Source organism: Streptomyces sp. NPDC053427, from assembly GCF_044544985.1.
Taxonomy (GTDB): Bacteria; Actinomycetota; Actinomycetes; order Streptomycetales; family Streptomycetaceae; genus Streptomyces.
In genome coordinates, this window is sequence record NZ_JBITYA010000002.1 from 582,043 (window position 1) to 596,151 (window position 14,109).

At 70.8% G+C, this 14,109-nt stretch carries 13 protein-coding genes and 1 tRNA gene; 8 read left to right on the top strand and 6 right to left on the bottom strand.

Translation table 11 applies throughout. The features are described from left to right. Positions 1-10 precede the first annotated feature (10 nt). Complete coding sequence (locus tag ACIGWZ_RS07230) at positions 11-736, bottom strand: aspartate/glutamate racemase family protein (protein ID WP_400061696.1); 726 nt, start codon at positions 734-736, stop codon at positions 11-13. Positions 737-855: 119 nt separating this feature from the next. After that, a complete protein-coding gene (locus ACIGWZ_RS07235) occupies positions 856-1,767 on the bottom strand; it encodes a decarboxylase (RefSeq protein ID WP_400061698.1) in 912 nt (303 codons plus the stop codon). A 205-nt stretch (positions 1,768-1,972) separates the two neighbouring features. Between ACIGWZ_RS07235 and ACIGWZ_RS07240 the strand changes: the two genes are divergently transcribed. Together ACIGWZ_RS07240 and ACIGWZ_RS07245 are read left to right on the top strand one after the other, a co-directional pair. Next, entirely contained in the window at positions 1,973-2,938 is a 966-nt protein-coding gene (locus ACIGWZ_RS07240) for a D-2-hydroxyacid dehydrogenase (protein ID WP_400061700.1), read from the top strand. Between the two features lie 71 nt (positions 2,939-3,009). Next, positions 3,010-4,461 (top strand): amidase, encoded by a 1,452-nt coding sequence (locus ACIGWZ_RS07245; RefSeq protein WP_400061702.1) that lies wholly within the window; start codon positions 3,010-3,012, stop codon positions 4,459-4,461. A gap of 604 nt (positions 4,462-5,065) precedes the next feature. Here the strand turns inward: ACIGWZ_RS07245 and ACIGWZ_RS07250 are convergent. Next, complete coding sequence (locus ACIGWZ_RS07250) at positions 5,066-5,566, bottom strand: DUF3830 family protein (protein ID WP_400061704.1); 501 nt, start codon at positions 5,564-5,566, stop codon at positions 5,066-5,068. 140 nt (positions 5,567-5,706) lie between these two features. Here ACIGWZ_RS07250 and ehuB point away from each other — a divergent pair, with 140 nt between their 5' ends. The 6 genes from ehuB to ACIGWZ_RS07280 all read left to right on the top strand — a co-directional run bounded on the left by ehuB (position 5,707) and on the right by ACIGWZ_RS07280 (position 10,316). Beyond that, entirely contained in the window at positions 5,707-6,639 is a 933-nt protein-coding gene (ehuB, locus tag ACIGWZ_RS07255; RefSeq protein WP_400061706.1) for an ectoine/hydroxyectoine ABC transporter substrate-binding protein EhuB, read from the top strand. After that, entirely contained in the window at positions 6,636-7,418 is a 783-nt protein-coding gene (gene ehuC / locus ACIGWZ_RS07260) for an ectoine/hydroxyectoine ABC transporter permease subunit EhuC (protein WP_400061708.1), read from the top strand. Before ehuB ends, ehuC begins: the two co-directional genes overlap by 4 nt. Next, positions 7,415-8,065 carry an ectoine/hydroxyectoine ABC transporter permease subunit EhuD gene (gene ehuD / locus ACIGWZ_RS07265; protein ID WP_400061710.1) on the top strand — a complete coding sequence of 217 codons (651 nt, stop codon included), beginning with the start codon at positions 7,415-7,417 and terminating at the stop codon, positions 8,063-8,065. The genes ehuC and ehuD overlap by 4 nt, the downstream gene beginning before the upstream one ends. Positions 8,066-8,165: 100 nt before the next feature. Next, positions 8,166-8,921 (top strand): ectoine/hydroxyectoine ABC transporter ATP-binding protein EhuA, encoded by a 756-nt coding sequence (ehuA, locus tag ACIGWZ_RS07270; RefSeq protein ID WP_400062024.1) that lies wholly within the window; start codon positions 8,166-8,168, stop codon positions 8,919-8,921. A 464-nt stretch (positions 8,922-9,385) separates the two neighbouring features. Then, positions 9,386-10,144: an IclR family transcriptional regulator gene (locus ACIGWZ_RS07275; protein ID WP_400061712.1), complete on the top strand. Its 759-nt coding sequence runs from the start codon at positions 9,386-9,388 to the stop codon at positions 10,142-10,144. A gap of 98 nt (positions 10,145-10,242) precedes the next feature. Then, positions 10,243-10,316: transfer RNA gene (locus ACIGWZ_RS07280), tRNA-Lys, on the top strand. Positions 10,317-10,366: 50 nt separating this feature from the next. Here the strand turns inward: ACIGWZ_RS07280 and ACIGWZ_RS07285 are convergent. The 3 genes from ACIGWZ_RS07285 to ACIGWZ_RS07295 all read right to left on the bottom strand — a co-directional run bounded on the left by ACIGWZ_RS07285 (position 10,367) and on the right by ACIGWZ_RS07295 (position 14,098). Continuing rightward, positions 10,367-12,145 (bottom strand): AMP-binding protein, encoded by a 1,779-nt coding sequence (locus tag ACIGWZ_RS07285; protein WP_400061713.1) that lies wholly within the window; start codon positions 12,143-12,145, stop codon positions 10,367-10,369. A gap of 192 nt (positions 12,146-12,337) precedes the next feature. Continuing rightward, positions 12,338-12,931, bottom strand: a complete 594-nt coding sequence (locus ACIGWZ_RS07290; protein WP_400061715.1) for a lytic polysaccharide monooxygenase — start codon at positions 12,929-12,931, stop codon at positions 12,338-12,340. A 108-nt stretch (positions 12,932-13,039) separates the two neighbouring features. Then, a complete protein-coding gene (locus ACIGWZ_RS07295; protein WP_400061717.1) occupies positions 13,040-14,098 on the bottom strand; it encodes a VanZ family protein in 1,059 nt (352 codons plus the stop codon). Positions 14,099-14,109 lie beyond the last annotated feature (11 nt).

Below are 14,109 nucleotides of genomic sequence, written 5' to 3' on the forward strand. Positions count from 1 at the left end.
CCGAAGCGCCCTAGGCGTGCGCGGCCCGCGCGAAGAGCGTGCCCAGCGGCGGGCAGGCGATCGGGCGGTCGAGGAGTCGCAGCCCTTCCCAGACCGTGACCTGATTGGCGGTGAGGACCGGCTTGCCCAGCTCGGCTTCGAGGTCGGGCAGATACGCGGCGGTGTGCAGGGCGGTGTCCGGCAGCAGCACCGCCTCGGCATCGGGATGGTCTCCGGCCCGCGCGAGCGCCAGCACCTCCGCGCGGCCCCAGGTGCCGACCTCGGCGGCGGTGATGATGCCGCTGCCGCGGGTCGAGACGACCTCCGTACCGGCGGACTTCAGGAACGCGCGGAAGTGCTCGGCCACCTCCTCCGGATAGGTCGCCGCGATCGCCACCCGGTGCGCGCCCAGCGCCTGGATCGCGTGCGCGAAGGCGAAGGACGTACTGGAGGCGGGCAGGCCGGCCGTGGCCGACAGCTCCCGTACCTGTTCGTGGGCGCCCTCCCAGCCGAAGACGAAGCTGGCACTCGTACAGGCCCAGACGACGGCCTCGGCGCCGCGTTCCTTGAGTTCCTCGACGCCGGCCGCGAGCCGGGCGGCGGAGCCCATCTCCAGGAGCGCGTCGACCCGGTGGGCGTCCTCGCCGATATCGGTGTGTACGAGCGGGAGCCCGACCGCGCCGCCGAGCAGCGCTTCGAGCCGGGGGTAGTCGTCCTCCGCGGAGTGACCGGGGTAGAGGAAGCCGACCGATGCCATGCAGGCCTCTCTTTCGTGTACGGCGGTGGGTGCGGGTGTGCGGGTCGGGGACTGCCGGCGGTGGGGGCGCCGGCAGTGCGGGGTGGTCGCGGGGAGGGGAGCCGGGTCCGGGCCGGCTCTCACACCGAGGGCGGGGGCCCGGGATCCTCGGGCAGGAAGGGCGGCGGCTCGATGCCGTCACCCACCTCCCCGTCAAGAGGCGCGGCCGGCCCGGCGAACGCGGCCTCGGGGGTCACCCCGGGCCTGCTCTCCGGAACGCCGGCCCCCGACCCGGTCATCGCGGCGGGGCCGCGCCGCGCCACCGGATCGAGCAGCGCCTGGTACGGGCCTACCGCGTACACGCCGATGGCGCGCAGCGCGGCCCACATCGTGACCTGGTTGGCGGACAGGACGGGCATCCGCAGCTCGGCCTCCAGCTGCGGGATGACGTCGTAGGTCGGCAGGTTCGTACAGCTGATGAAGAGCGCGTCGGCCGCGCCCACCACAGCCGCGCGCGCCATGTCGACGACATCGCGGTAGGGCACCTTCCAGATGTGCCGGGTCAGTCCGAGGTAGGCGCGGCCGGTGACCGTGATGCCCGCCTCGCCGAGATAGTCCTCCAGGGAATCGGTGACCGATTTGGTGTACGGGGTCACCACCGCGATGCGTCGTGCGTCGATCTCGCGCAGCGCTTCGAGGAGTGCGCCCGATGTGGTGAGGGAGGGAACCTCCCCCGCCTGGGCCATGGCGGCACACATGGCCCGCTCGCCCGCCACACCTCCGACGAAGCTGCCGGAGGTGCAGGCATAGGAGATGACCTGCGGGGAGACCGCGCACAGTGCCTGCACGGCGGCCTGCAGGGTTTCGTGCTCGCTGACCAGACGGGCCAGATCGAGGCTGACCTCGACGGGCACGAAAGGAGTCCGGGTGAGGTGGAGGGACACATCGTCGGGAACCCATCGCCACAGCTCGCGGTCGAGCGCGAAGTCGAAGGGAGCGACGACGCCCACGCCGAGCTGAGGCTGTGGGCCTCCGAGAAAAGAGACGTCCATGAAGGCCCCTAGAAACGAAGGGGTGGAATGGCCAGGCCAGTGGCCGGGGAAGTGGTACAGCCGGTGCGTGCCGGGACGTCGGGACAGAGCCGTTGTTGACACGGTAGATACGACTTCTTAGCGTGGTCAATCCTCGCATCTCAGGCATCTGTCGGCGCCCTTTTTTCTTCATACGGGGCACACGTTTCAGAACGGTTTCTGGCCTATGTCCGAAAGCACCGTCCTTGTTCTTGGTTCCGACCCGCCACCGAAGCTGGACCGTCTGACCGGCAGAGCCCGGGTGATCTTCGCCGACGAGGCCTCGCTGGCCGACCTAATCCCTTCCGCCGATGTGCTGTTGGCCTGGGATTTCACCTCCGATGCGATCCTCCGGGCATGGCCGGAAAAGGGCCCCAGGCCCGGGTGGGTGCACACCGCCAGCGCCGGCGTGGACCGGCTGCTGTGCCCGGCACTGATCGCCGACGACACGCTGGTGACCAATGCGCGCGGCGTCTTCGAGCAGCCGATCGCCGAGTACGTCGCCGGCCTGGTGATCGCCATGGCCAAAGATTTCTACGGAAGTTGGGAGCTCCAGCGACAGCGGCGCTGGCAGCATCGCGAAACCATCCGGGTGGCGGGCACCCGAGCGGTCGTGGTGGGCTCCGGCCCGATCGGCCGGGCCATCGGCAGCACCCTCCTGGCACTGGGTGTCAAGGTCGATCTGGTCGGCCGCCGGGCCCGTCCCGACGATCCGGAATTCGGCCTCGTCCACCCGGGGGAGGCGCTGAACGGCCTGCTGCCCCACGCCGATTGGGTGGTCTGCGCGGCCCCCCTGACGGAGGCCACCCGGGGGATGTTCGGCAAGGAGGCGTTCGCCCTGATGCCGCCGCGGGCCCGGTTCGTCAACATCGGGCGCGGGCCGCTGGTCGTCGAGGACGAGCTGGTGGCGGCGCTGCGCGGCTGGCGGATCGCGGCCGCCGCACTGGACGTCTTCGAGCAGGAGCCGCTGACCACCGACAGCCCCCTGTGGGACGTCCCGCATCTGATCGTCTCGCCCCATATGAGCGGGGACACGCTGGGCTGGCGGGACGCGCTCGCCGAGCAGTTCCAGGACAACTTCGACCTGTGGTCGGCCGGCGAGCCGCTGCGCAATCTCGTCGACAAACGGCTCGGGTACGTACCGGTGCAGTGACGGCGCGGGCCGCCCCGGCCCGGCACCCCGCCCGCCGCCTCCCCCGGGGGCGGCCGACGCTCGGAGGACGCATGACGACCGAACCGACCCCCACTCACCTCGCCGACCTCACCGCCGTACAGCTCACCGCCGGGTACGCGGCCGGCACGTTCTCCCCCGTCGAGGCCACCCGGGCCGTCCTGGAACGCGCCGAGGCCGCCCAGGCCCGGACGAACTGCTTCACCCGGATCGCCGCCGACGAGGCGCTGGCGGAGGCCGGGAAGTCGGCGGAGCGCTGGCGGTCGGGGACGCCCGCGGGGTTGGTGGACGGGGTGCCGGTCACCGTCAAGGACCTGCTGCTGACCCGCGGCGCGCCGACGCTGCGCGGCTCGCGGACGGTGCGCGAGGAGGGCGCGACGTGGGACGAGGACGCGCCGTCGGTGGCCCGGCTGCGGGAGTCCGGCGCGGTGTTCGTGGGCAAGACGACCACGCCGGAGTTCGGCTGGAAGGGTGTCACCGACAGTCCGCGGCACGGGGTGACGGGCAATCCCTACGACCCGGAGCGCACCGCGGGTGGCTCCAGCGGCGGCAGTGCGGCGGCGGTGGCGCTGGGCGCGGGCCCGCTGAGCCTGGGCACGGACGGCGGCGGCTCGGTCCGGATCCCGGCCTCCTTCTGCGGGATCTTCGCCCTCAAGGCCACCTACGGGCGGGTCCCGCACTACCCGGCGAGCCCGTTCGGGACGCTGGCGCATGTCGGGCCGATGACCCGGGATGCGGCGGACGCGGCGCTGATGATGGAGGTGATCTGCGGGCCGGACTGGCGGGACTGGTCGCAGCTGGGGCCGGTGGCCGGGTCGTTCCGCGCGGCGCTGGACGAGCCGCTCGCGGGGCTGCGGGTGGCGTTCAGCCCGTCGCTGGGCTGGGATGTGCCGGTGGCCGGGGACGTCGCGGCGGCGGTGCGCCGGGCCGTCGGGGCGCTCGCCGAGCTGGGCGCGGTGGTCGAGGAGATCGACCCGGGCATCGCGGACCCGGTGGCGGCGTTCCACACGCTGTGGTTCAGCGGGGCGGCGCGGGTCGTGCAGCATCTGGGTGACGCCGAGCGCGAGCTGCTCGACCCGGGGCTGCGGGAGATCTGCGAGCAGGGGGCCCGGTACAGCGCGCTGGACTATCTGGCGGCCGTCGACACCAGGATGGCGCTCGGCCAGGCGATGGGGCGTTTCCACAGCGCCTACGACCTGTTGGTGACGCCGACCGAGCCGATCACGGCATTCGAGGCGGGCGCGGAGGTACCGAAAGGATCCGGCCATGCCCGCTGGACGGGCTGGACGCCGTTCACCTACCCGTTCAACATGACGCAGCAGCCCGCCGCGACCGTCCCCTGCGGGGTGGACGGCGCCGGGCTGCCGATCGGCGTGCAGCTGGTGGGAGCGCGCCACGCGGACGCACTGGTACTACGCGCCGCACACGCGCTCTACGAGGCAGGCGCGGCAAGGATCCCCGCACCTCCCGCCCTGGCGGGCCCTGCTGCGGCTACCTCTGCCTGACCTTCCGGCCGTGCCGGTCCTGCTGCCTTTGCCGAGCCTTCTGGCCGGGTCTGCCGGTCCCGCCGGGTCCGCCGGGTCTGCCGGTCCTGCCGGTCCTGCCGGGTCCTGACGGCTCCGACGGGTCCTGACGGCTCCGACGGGTCTGCTTGTCCCGCCAGGTCCTGACGGCCCCGCAGGGTCTCCCGGTCCCGCCAGGTCTGCTGGCTCCCCCGGGTCTGCTGGCTCCCTCGGGTCTGCCGGCTCCCTCGGGTCTGCCGGGTTTGCTGGCTCCGCCGGGTTTGCTGGCTCCGCCGGGTCTCCCGGTCGCGCCAGGTCCTGTCGGGTCTGCCGGCTCCGCCGGGTCTGCCGGGACTGGCGGCCCCGCCGGCCCTGCCACCGCTGCGACCGAGCCGGACCTACCACCCCCGGGCCGGGCGGCGTCCCGTCGGTCATCTTGCGCACCACGGGAATACCGCCCCGCACCCGCCGCGTTGAGGCCCGCAAGGGGCGCGCGCACCCCCTACGGGATCTGTTCCCCGCGCCCCTAGGTGGCCCAGGGCCCGGCCATGACACACCGGACGGGCCCAGGGGCCGCCCGCGGGCACGCCTTACGCGGGCCGGCGCCTCACGCGCGGCGGAAGTTGAGGGACTCGCCCAGGGCGCCGGCCCGCCACAGGTCCTGGCAGGCGTCCGCCATCCGGTCCAGGCCGTCGACGACCGCGCCCCACACGATGCCCGGAACCCAGCCCGCGTCGCCGTTGATCAGCAGGTTGTTGCGCTCGTAGAAAAGGGCGAGGTCCACGACCGTGGCGCGGCCCTGGTGCTTGGCCTGCTGCTCGTAGCCGTACGAAGCGGTGCCCAATTGGGTGTCGCTGAAGGTGAAGTAGCACAGATCGCCGGGGATCGGGGTGATCGTCGGGTTCTCCAGCGGCGGCTCCTGCGGAGCGAAGGGCGGAACGAGGGCGTAGATCTCGTTGCGGGCGTACTTGGCGTGGTAGACGTCGCCGCCGAGCGGGAGCGCGTCCCAGACGGCGTTACAGGTGATCGGCGCGCGGTCGTCGAGCAACTTGGCCGTGCAGCTGACGCCGCGCTTGTCCAGGGAGACTTCGATGAAGCGATCGGTCATGCCCCGATCGTAGGGGGGCAATACCGGCCAACGGAACAAGTCCCGCCGCTCGTATCAGCATCACTTGTATTGCCCTCGATTACATCAAGGGCCGGAAACGATCGGCATATGTTCGGAGGGTTTCGGGTAGTCGCGCGCCCATGGCTCCACCACAGGGGAAGACCTCAAAAACCGAAGAACAATCGACAGGCGGCATCCGTCGCCGCTCGCTGCTCGCGGGGGTAGCGGCGCTCGGCGCAGCGGGTGCGATAGGAGCGACCAGTGCCTGTAGCCGGGTGTCGACGGCCCAGGACAAGGACGGCGGGCATCTGCTGGAGCGGCTGAAGGCCAAGGGCTCGGTGACGCTGGGCCTGGCGGGCGAGCAGCCGTACGGGTACATCGGCGAGGACGGCAAGATGACCGGCTCGGCGCCCACCATCGCCAAGGTGATCTTCAAACGGCTCGGCGTGCCCAAGGTCGAGCCCTTTCCGACCGATTTCGGCTCGCTGATCATCGGGCTGAATTCTCAGCAGTTCGACGTGGTCGCGGCCGGGATGTACATCAATCCGGAGCGCTGCGCAAAGGTCATCTTCGCCGATCCCGAATACCAGATGCTGGACGCGTTCATCGTCCCCAAGGGAAATCCGAAAAAGCTGCACAGCTACAAGGACATCGCCCGGACCGGGGCAAAAATGGCGACCGGCGTCGGTTACGCCGAAATCGGGTACGGCGAGGAAGCCGGCGTCAAGAACATCACCACGCTGCCGGACCAGCTGGCGGGTCTGCTCGCCGTCGAGCAGGGCCGGGTGGACGTCTTCGTCGGCACGGCCGTGACCGTGCGCAATGTCGTACGGCAGTCGAAGAGCACCAAGGTCGAGGCGACCGCCGAGGTCACCCCGTATGTGAAGGGCAAGCCGGTCATCGACGTCGGCGGCTTCGCGTTCCGCACTCCGGAGACGAATCTGCGCAACGCGTTCAACCGCGAGCTGCACAAGATGAAGAAGTCCGGCGAACTCCTGGAGCTCATGCGGCCCTTCGGCTTCACGAAGGACCAGATGACGACGATCACCGCCAAGGAGAAGTGCCGACCATGAGCGATATCAGCTGGGGTTTGTGGGAACTCCTCCTCAACGGCCTCTGGATCACCATCCAGTTGACCGTCTACAGCGCGGCACTCGGCGTGGTCGTGGCCTTCGGGATCGGTATCGCGCGCACCCATCATCTGCGGATCGTCCGGTTCCTGTCCGGCGCCTATTTCGAGATCTTCCGTGGCACCTCCGCGCTGATCCTGATGTTCTGGGTGTTCTTCGTGGTGCCGATGGCCTTCGGCTGGCAGCTCGTCCAGATGTGGGCCGCGGTCCTGACGCTGGGCCTGACGTACGGCGCGTACGGCTCCGAGGTCGTCCGCGGCGCCATCGCGGCGGTCTCCCCCGGACAGCGCGAGGCGGGCATCGCGCTCAGCTTCTCGCCCACTCAGCAGCTGCGGAAGATCATCCTTCCGCAGGCCTGGCCGGAGATGGTCCCGCCGTTCAACAACCTGCTGATCGAGCTGCTCAAGGGCACCGCGCTGGTGTCGCTCCTGGGCGTCCCCGACATCACCTTCGGCGCGCAGCTGGTGCGCAATGCGACCGCGCAGAGCGCTCCGGTCTACACGATCATCCTGGTCATGTACTTCGTCCTGGCCTTTGTGCTGACCCGGGGGATGCGTGTGGTGGAGCGGCACGCCAAGACAGGTATCGGCCAGGCCCCGACGAAGCGGGCGGGTCTGACATCGAGGTTGAGCATCGGCCGGCAGTCGAGCCCGATCGGCCCGGTGGCCCGTACGGCCACCAGCCCGACGACCGGTACCGCAGCGGAAGGTGAAGTCCGATGACGTTCGACTGGTCCGCGGTCGGCGACTTCATGCCGACGTTCTGGAAGGGCGTACTGGTCACCCTCGAGGTGCTGGCGCTCGGCTCGCTGATGGCCTTCGCGCTCGGTCTCGTATGGGCACTGGCGCAGCGCTCCTCTCTCAAGGTGGTGCGCTGGCCGGTGCTCGCGATCACCGAGTTCGTGCGCAACACCCCGCTGCTGGTACAGCTGTTCTTCTTCTACTACGTCATGCCCGAGTGGGGCATCACGCTGACCGCCATGGTCACGGGCGTCATCGGACTGGGCCTGCACTACTCGACGTACACCGCCGAGGTCTACCGCGCCGGCATCGACGGCGTGCCGCCCGGCCAGTGGGAGGCGGCGACCGCGCTGAGCCTGCCGCGCAGCCGCACCTGGATCGCGGTGATCCTGCCGCAGGCGATCCGCCGGGTCGTTCCGGCGCTGGGCAATTACGTCATCGCGATGCTGAAGGACTCGCCGATGCTGATCGGCATCGGTGTGCTGGAAATGCTGGGCGAGGCACGGCAGTTCTCCTCCGAGACCTTCCAGACCGTCGAGCCCTACACCGTCGTCGGTATCGCCTTCATTCTCATCGCCTACCCCGCTTCTCTTCTGCTGCGAGCCCTGGAGCGTCGTCTTGTCCGCTGACAGCACTTCCCACACCCCCAAGAACACCGCGAGCGGGAAGGACGTTGCGTCCGGTTCCCCCTCCGGCGAGAGCGCCAACCCGGCGGTCGACGGCAGCGAGCTGATCCGCTTCGACAAGGTCACCAAGCGCTTCGGCTCGCACACCGTCCTCGACTCGCTGGACATGAAGGTCTACTCCGGCAAGCACGTCACGCTGATCGGTCCGTCCGGCTCCGGCAAGACCACGATCCTGCGCCTGATGATGACGTTGCTGAAGCCGGACGAGGGCACCATCATGCTCAACGGCGAGTACCTCACCCATGAGAAGAAGGGCGACAAGCTCGTCCCGGCGGGCGACAAGCACAGCCGCGCGATCCGCAAGAACATCGGCATGGTCTTCCAGCAGTTCAACCTCTTCCCCAATATGAAGGTGCTGCGGAACATCACCGAGGCGCCGGTGCACGTCCTGGGGCTGGACAAGGACGCCGCGGAGGAGCGGGCCCGCGAACTGCTGGACCTGGTGGGCCTGACCGAGCACCTCGACAAGTACCCCACCCAGCTCTCCGGCGGCCAGCAGCAGCGGGTCGCCATCGCACGGGCGCTGGCGATGCGGCCGCAGGTGCTGCTGCTGGACGAGGTGACCTCGGCGCTCGACCCGGAGCTGGTGGCCGGCGTGCTGGACGTCCTGCGGGACATCGCGCACACCACGGACATCACGATGCTCTGCGTCACGCACGAGATGAACTTCGCCCGGGACATCTCCGACTGCGTGATGATGTTCGACGCCGGCCGGGTCATCGAGTTCGGCCCGCCGGAGCAGATCTTCACGGACCCGGAGCACGACCGGACGCGGGAGTTCCTGAGCGCGGTGCTGTAAGGCGGTGGCGCGACGCGGTGGCGTAACGCGGTGCCGTGAAGGGCGGCGGGGACTGCGCACAGATGGCTGGATGGGGCGGCTGGGACTCGTGCGACCCACGTGGCCACTGCCCCCGCCGTTGCCACCGATGCGCCCCCGGCGCACGCCCAAGCGCCTCCATGTGCGCCCCCGTGCCACGTAAAACGGAGCCCGGTCCTCTCCCGAGGGCCGGGCTCCGGGCACGTCACGGAACGACGACCCGGCGCACCGGCAGACCCCTACCATTCCACCGGCATATGCCAGTGAAACTCTCTCCTGCACAGACGCGTGAAAGGCATCGTCTTTCGGTCAAGACCCCCTCCATCGAGGGCCGTTGACCGCTATCGTGATACGAGCCCCGTTGTCCGGGAACGGTGCGCGCATGCGCCGCCGCGACCGCCAGCGAGGTGACGACGCAAGCGGTAACAACCTGCTAGGGGGACACCGTGGCGCTGAAGCCCGAGCCGACCGCGCCGTTCCATTCGGTGCAGTACGCCCTTCGCGTGCTCGAAACGATCTCCAGGCACGCCGACGGCGTGACCGACGCGCAGATCGCACGCGAAACCGGCCTGCCCACCGGCCATCTCGCCCACATGCTGTCGATGCTGCGGCGCGAAGGCTATGCGGAACAGGTCGCGGACGGTGCGTATGTCGTCGGTGAATCGCTGCTCCTGCTGGGATCCGGCGGCGACCGGCACCACGCCCTGCGGGACAAACTGCAGGTCACCCTCGACGAGCTGCGTGATTCGGTGGGTGCGGCGGTCTACATCAGCCGGTACATCGACGGCGAGGTCAAGATCCTGCACTACGCCGACGGGCCGCTGGCCCCGAAGGTCAACGAGTGGGCCGAATTCCGCCGCACCGCCCACGCCAGCGCGGTGGGCAAGTGTCTGCTCGCGCAGCTCGACCACGATGGCCGAAAAGACCACCTTTCGCGCCACAAGACCGCCCGGCTCACCTCCCGGACGATCACCAACGAGAAGGTCCTCTTCCACAAGCTCGACAGCCAGCCGCCGACGGTCCCGGTGCTCGACCTCCAGGAGTACGCCGTCGGCACGGTCTGCGCCGCCGTACCGATCACGGCCGGTTCGGCGGTCGGCTGCCTCGCGCTGTCCATGCCCCTGGAGCACGCCCACCGTCTGCGCCAGGCCGCCGATGCCCTCAACCGCAAGGCCGCTCCGGTACTGCTGTCGCTGGCGATCTGAGCGGGGGCCCGCCGGGGTCTCCGCCGGCCTTCCGCGGGGCCGTCCGGGCGTGGTCGGAAGCACCCCTTCGGACCAGGTAGTATTTCTTTCGTCAGCGCGCGCCGCTAGCTCAGTTGGTTAGAGCAGCTGACTCTTAATCAGCGGGTCCGGGGTTCGAGTCCCTGGCGGCGCACCTGTGAAGTGGGCGTTCTCGGTTCTCCGGGGACGCCCACTTCGGCGTTCTCACCTCTCCAGCAGGTGCCCTCGATCATGAGCGCGGTAGTGGGCCAGCAGCGCGGCGCGGTCCTCGTCGGTGAAGCGGCGGTACTCGCTCCCGGCCGGGGTGGCCGGTCCGCGCGCCCCGCCGCGTCCCGTCCCCATCGGTGTCCACCAGACCGGTTCGGGACAGTGGAATCCGGCCCGGCGCAGGGCAACCCGGTGCACCTTGTTGGTCGCGGTCACCGGCAGCGCGGCCACGGTCCGTACGAAGCGGGGCGCCATCTTCGTCCCGAGGTCGGGCTGAGCGGCGAGAAAGGCCACGAACTCCTCCGGGTCGAACGCCGCGCCGTCCCGCACCGCAAGGGTCGCCATGACCTGGTCCCCGGCGACCGGATCGGGCACGGCGTACACGGCGACGCCGCCGGCCGGGGCGTACCGGGCGAGGATGTTCTCGATCATCGCGGCGGCGAGATTCTCGCTGTCGACCCGCAGCCGGTCGTCCGTACGGCCCGCGAAGTGGAAGAACCCCTCGGTGTCCCGGAAGAAAAGATCGCCGGTCCAGTACCAGCCGGCGCCGGCCCTCCCGCCGGGGGTGCCGCGGGTGCGCGCGGCGGTGGCCTCGGGGTTGCGCCAGTAGCCCTCGAAGGAGCTGCGGCCGCGGTTGACCAGCTCGCCGATGGCCTGCTCACCGTTGAGCAGCCGGCCGTCGGCGTCGAGGCGGGCGCGGGGCAGCTCGGCGGCGGTCTCCGGGTCGACGACGGCGAGATCGTCGCCGGGGGCGGGCCGTCCGATGGCGCCGGGCGGGGTGTCCGGGGAACGCTGGAGGGCGGCGCCGCCCTCGGAGGAGCCGTAGCCCTCTATCAGGCGCACGCCGAACCGGTCAGCGAAACGAGCGGCGTCGACCGTTCCGGCCTCGGTGCCGAATCCCGTACGGAGCGGGTTGTCGCGGTCGTCGGGGGCGGGCGGGGTGGCGAGCACATACTGCACGGCGCGGCCCACGTAGGTGAAGTACGTGGCGCCGTAGCGGCGGACGTCCGGGAGGAAGGCGGAGGCCGAAAAGCGACGGCGCAGCGCGACGGCCGCGCCGCCGGCCAGGGCCGGGGCCCAGCCGGCGATCACGGCGTTCCCGTGGAACATCGGCATGCAGAGGTAGTGCACATCGTCGGGCCGCACGCCGAAGTATTCGACCAGCGAGTTCCCGGCCGCCGCCAGCCGTCCCTGGGTGCAGACGGCCGCCTTGGGGGCGCCGGTGGAGCCGGAGGTGAAGTAGAGGAGCATCCGGGAGGCGGGGGTGGGGGCGCAGCGGCCGGTGATCTCGTCGGGGTGGGCATCCTCGTAGGGCGTGAGCAGCGCGCGGTAGGCCGGGTCGTCCACGACCAGGACGCGCCGGGGCGGGATCGGCAGCTCCAGGCCCGCCAGCAGCGGCAGGTGGGTGCGTTCGGTGATCAGCAGCGCGCAGTCGGTGTGGACGATGTCGCGGGCGAGCTCGGGGCCGCGGCGGGTGGGGTTGATGCCGGCCACGGCGGCCCCGGCGAGCGCCGCGGCGCCGAGCCAGAGCGGGTACTCGGGCACGTTGTCGAGCAGCACCCCGATGTGCGGCTCGGCCCCGCGCGGCAGCAGCTCCCGGAACAGCGCCGCCCGCGCGGCGGCCCCGGCGGCCGCCTCATGGTGGGTGAGCGCGCCCTCGGCACACTTCACGCCGGTGCGGTGGTCGCCCCATCGGGCCCGTACGAGTTCCGCGACGGTCAACGGGCCGCCGCCCGCGCCGGGGGTGTTCCTGTCACTGGTGCGGTGGGCTGCCATGGCGTCGGAGGGTAGCTGACGGTGCGTCAGAAGGGGAGGCGTCCGTCGCTCCTGGGCGGGCGGCCGGGGCGCCGGGTCTCCCTGGAGGAAGGCAGGGAGACCCGGCGGAGACGACCGGCGCCGCCACGGAGAGCGACGGACGTCGGGAGGTGGACGTCAGGAGGGTGGAGAGCGGGGGCCAGGAGCCGGGGGTCAGGAGAGGTCGACGTCCGAGCAGGCGTAGAACGCGTTGCCGGTGTCGGCGATGTTCCAGACGCCCAGGATGATGTGGCGCCCCGACTTCTGGGTGGGCACGGTGCCCTGGTGCTGCACCGTTTCGCCCGGTTGCGCGCCGCCCATCGGCACCGTCATGAACGGCTCGGGTTCGAGGTCGGCGCGGGTGAGCGGCTTGGTGGGGTCGTAGCCGTCCTTGGTGATGAAGTATGCGAAGTCCGTGGTGGAGTGACGTGCGGTCAGGCGCCAGGTGAAGGTGTAGCCCTGACCCGGGGTGAGTGCGGTGCCGGGCCATTTTCCGCCGCGGGGATCGTCGAGTTCGGCGAAGTTGTCGTGACCGCCGGAGCAGATCTTTCCGTCGGCGGGCCCGGCGGCCGGGAAGCCCTTGGGCGCCTCGACGCTCTGCGGTTCGTACTGAATCGCACCGCAGTCCTTGACCGTTCCGTTGGCGCAGAGCGCCTGGCGGCTGGGGGGTGCATCGCTGTAGCCGTGGCTGGAGGCGCTGCCCGTGGCGAGGAAGGAGACACCGAGGACGCCGAGGCCGATCACGGCGGCGCCGATCCGTTTGCGCATGCTTCGCTCCTGAAGAACGTGGGGGGAGTTCCGTGAGCTGACGATGTGCGGTCCAGACCAATCGGCAGACTAATCAGGGTGGGTTGGTCATGTCCAGACCAATGACGTTCAGGGTGCCGCTGTCTTCACGGCCACGATCCGGCCGGACGTCGTGACGGTGATGTCCAGGCGCAGGGGCGCCGTGGCACCGCGGGCGGGGCGTCGGTAGCTCAGCAGAGCGGCGCCGTGCGTGCCGGGCAGGGGCCGGAAGGCGGGCTCGGGCCCCGCCGCGGCCCGCGGGAACCAGGTGCGGGCGAACTTCTCCCCGGCCGACTTCATCGCGGGCCGGGTCAGCCGGCCCTCGTCGCCCCGGCCCCGTTTCGCCCGCAGGCTTTCGAGCGTGCGGGCGGGCCACAGCGCGACGACCGTTCCCCGGGTGGTCTGCGCCGTCAGCCGGAAGCGGCCGTGTCCCAGGGCTACGGTCGCCGACCCCGTGACGGTCGCGTGCTGTCCCAGGAGCCGGGGAACCGTCCGGTTCATCCATCGGTCCTGCCGGTCCATGTCGCGGAACACGGCCCGGTTCCGCTGCGACCGCGCTTCGAAGTCGGTGGTGGTGACCGAGAACCGGAAGGCGGCCGTGAGGGCGACGGCTCCCGCGACGGCCAGCGCGGCGCCCCACGCGAGGTCGGCGCGGGTGACGGGGAGGCGGCGGCGCGCGATCCACAGGACCACCGTGCCGCACAGAGCGCCCGCCACGCCGCCCGCGGCGTTCGCGACGATGTCGTCGTAGGTGCAGGCGCGGCCCAGCGAGGCCCAGGACTGGAGGAATTCGATGGTGCAGGCCAGCGCGGCGGCGCCGACGGCCACCGTGACCGGGCGGGCGAAGAGCAGGACCGCGAGAAAGCAGAGCGGAACGAAGAGCAGGAAGTTCAGCCGGGCGGACTCGGAGGCGACGAAGGCGGCGGCCGGCAGGCCGGCATCACAGCGGCCGGCCTCGCCCGACCCTCCGCCGCCCGGGGTCAAGGTCACCGCGAGCACACCGGACAGGGCCGTGGTGAAGAGCAGGGCGAGGGTGAGGGGCCGGTTCCTGGCCGCGGCGGTCAGCGCCGCGGGGATCCCCAGCACAAGGGCCGTGAGGAGGAATACGGAGACCAGGCCGGGCAAGGCGCCGACGGAGGCATGGATCACGGAGCTCGTCT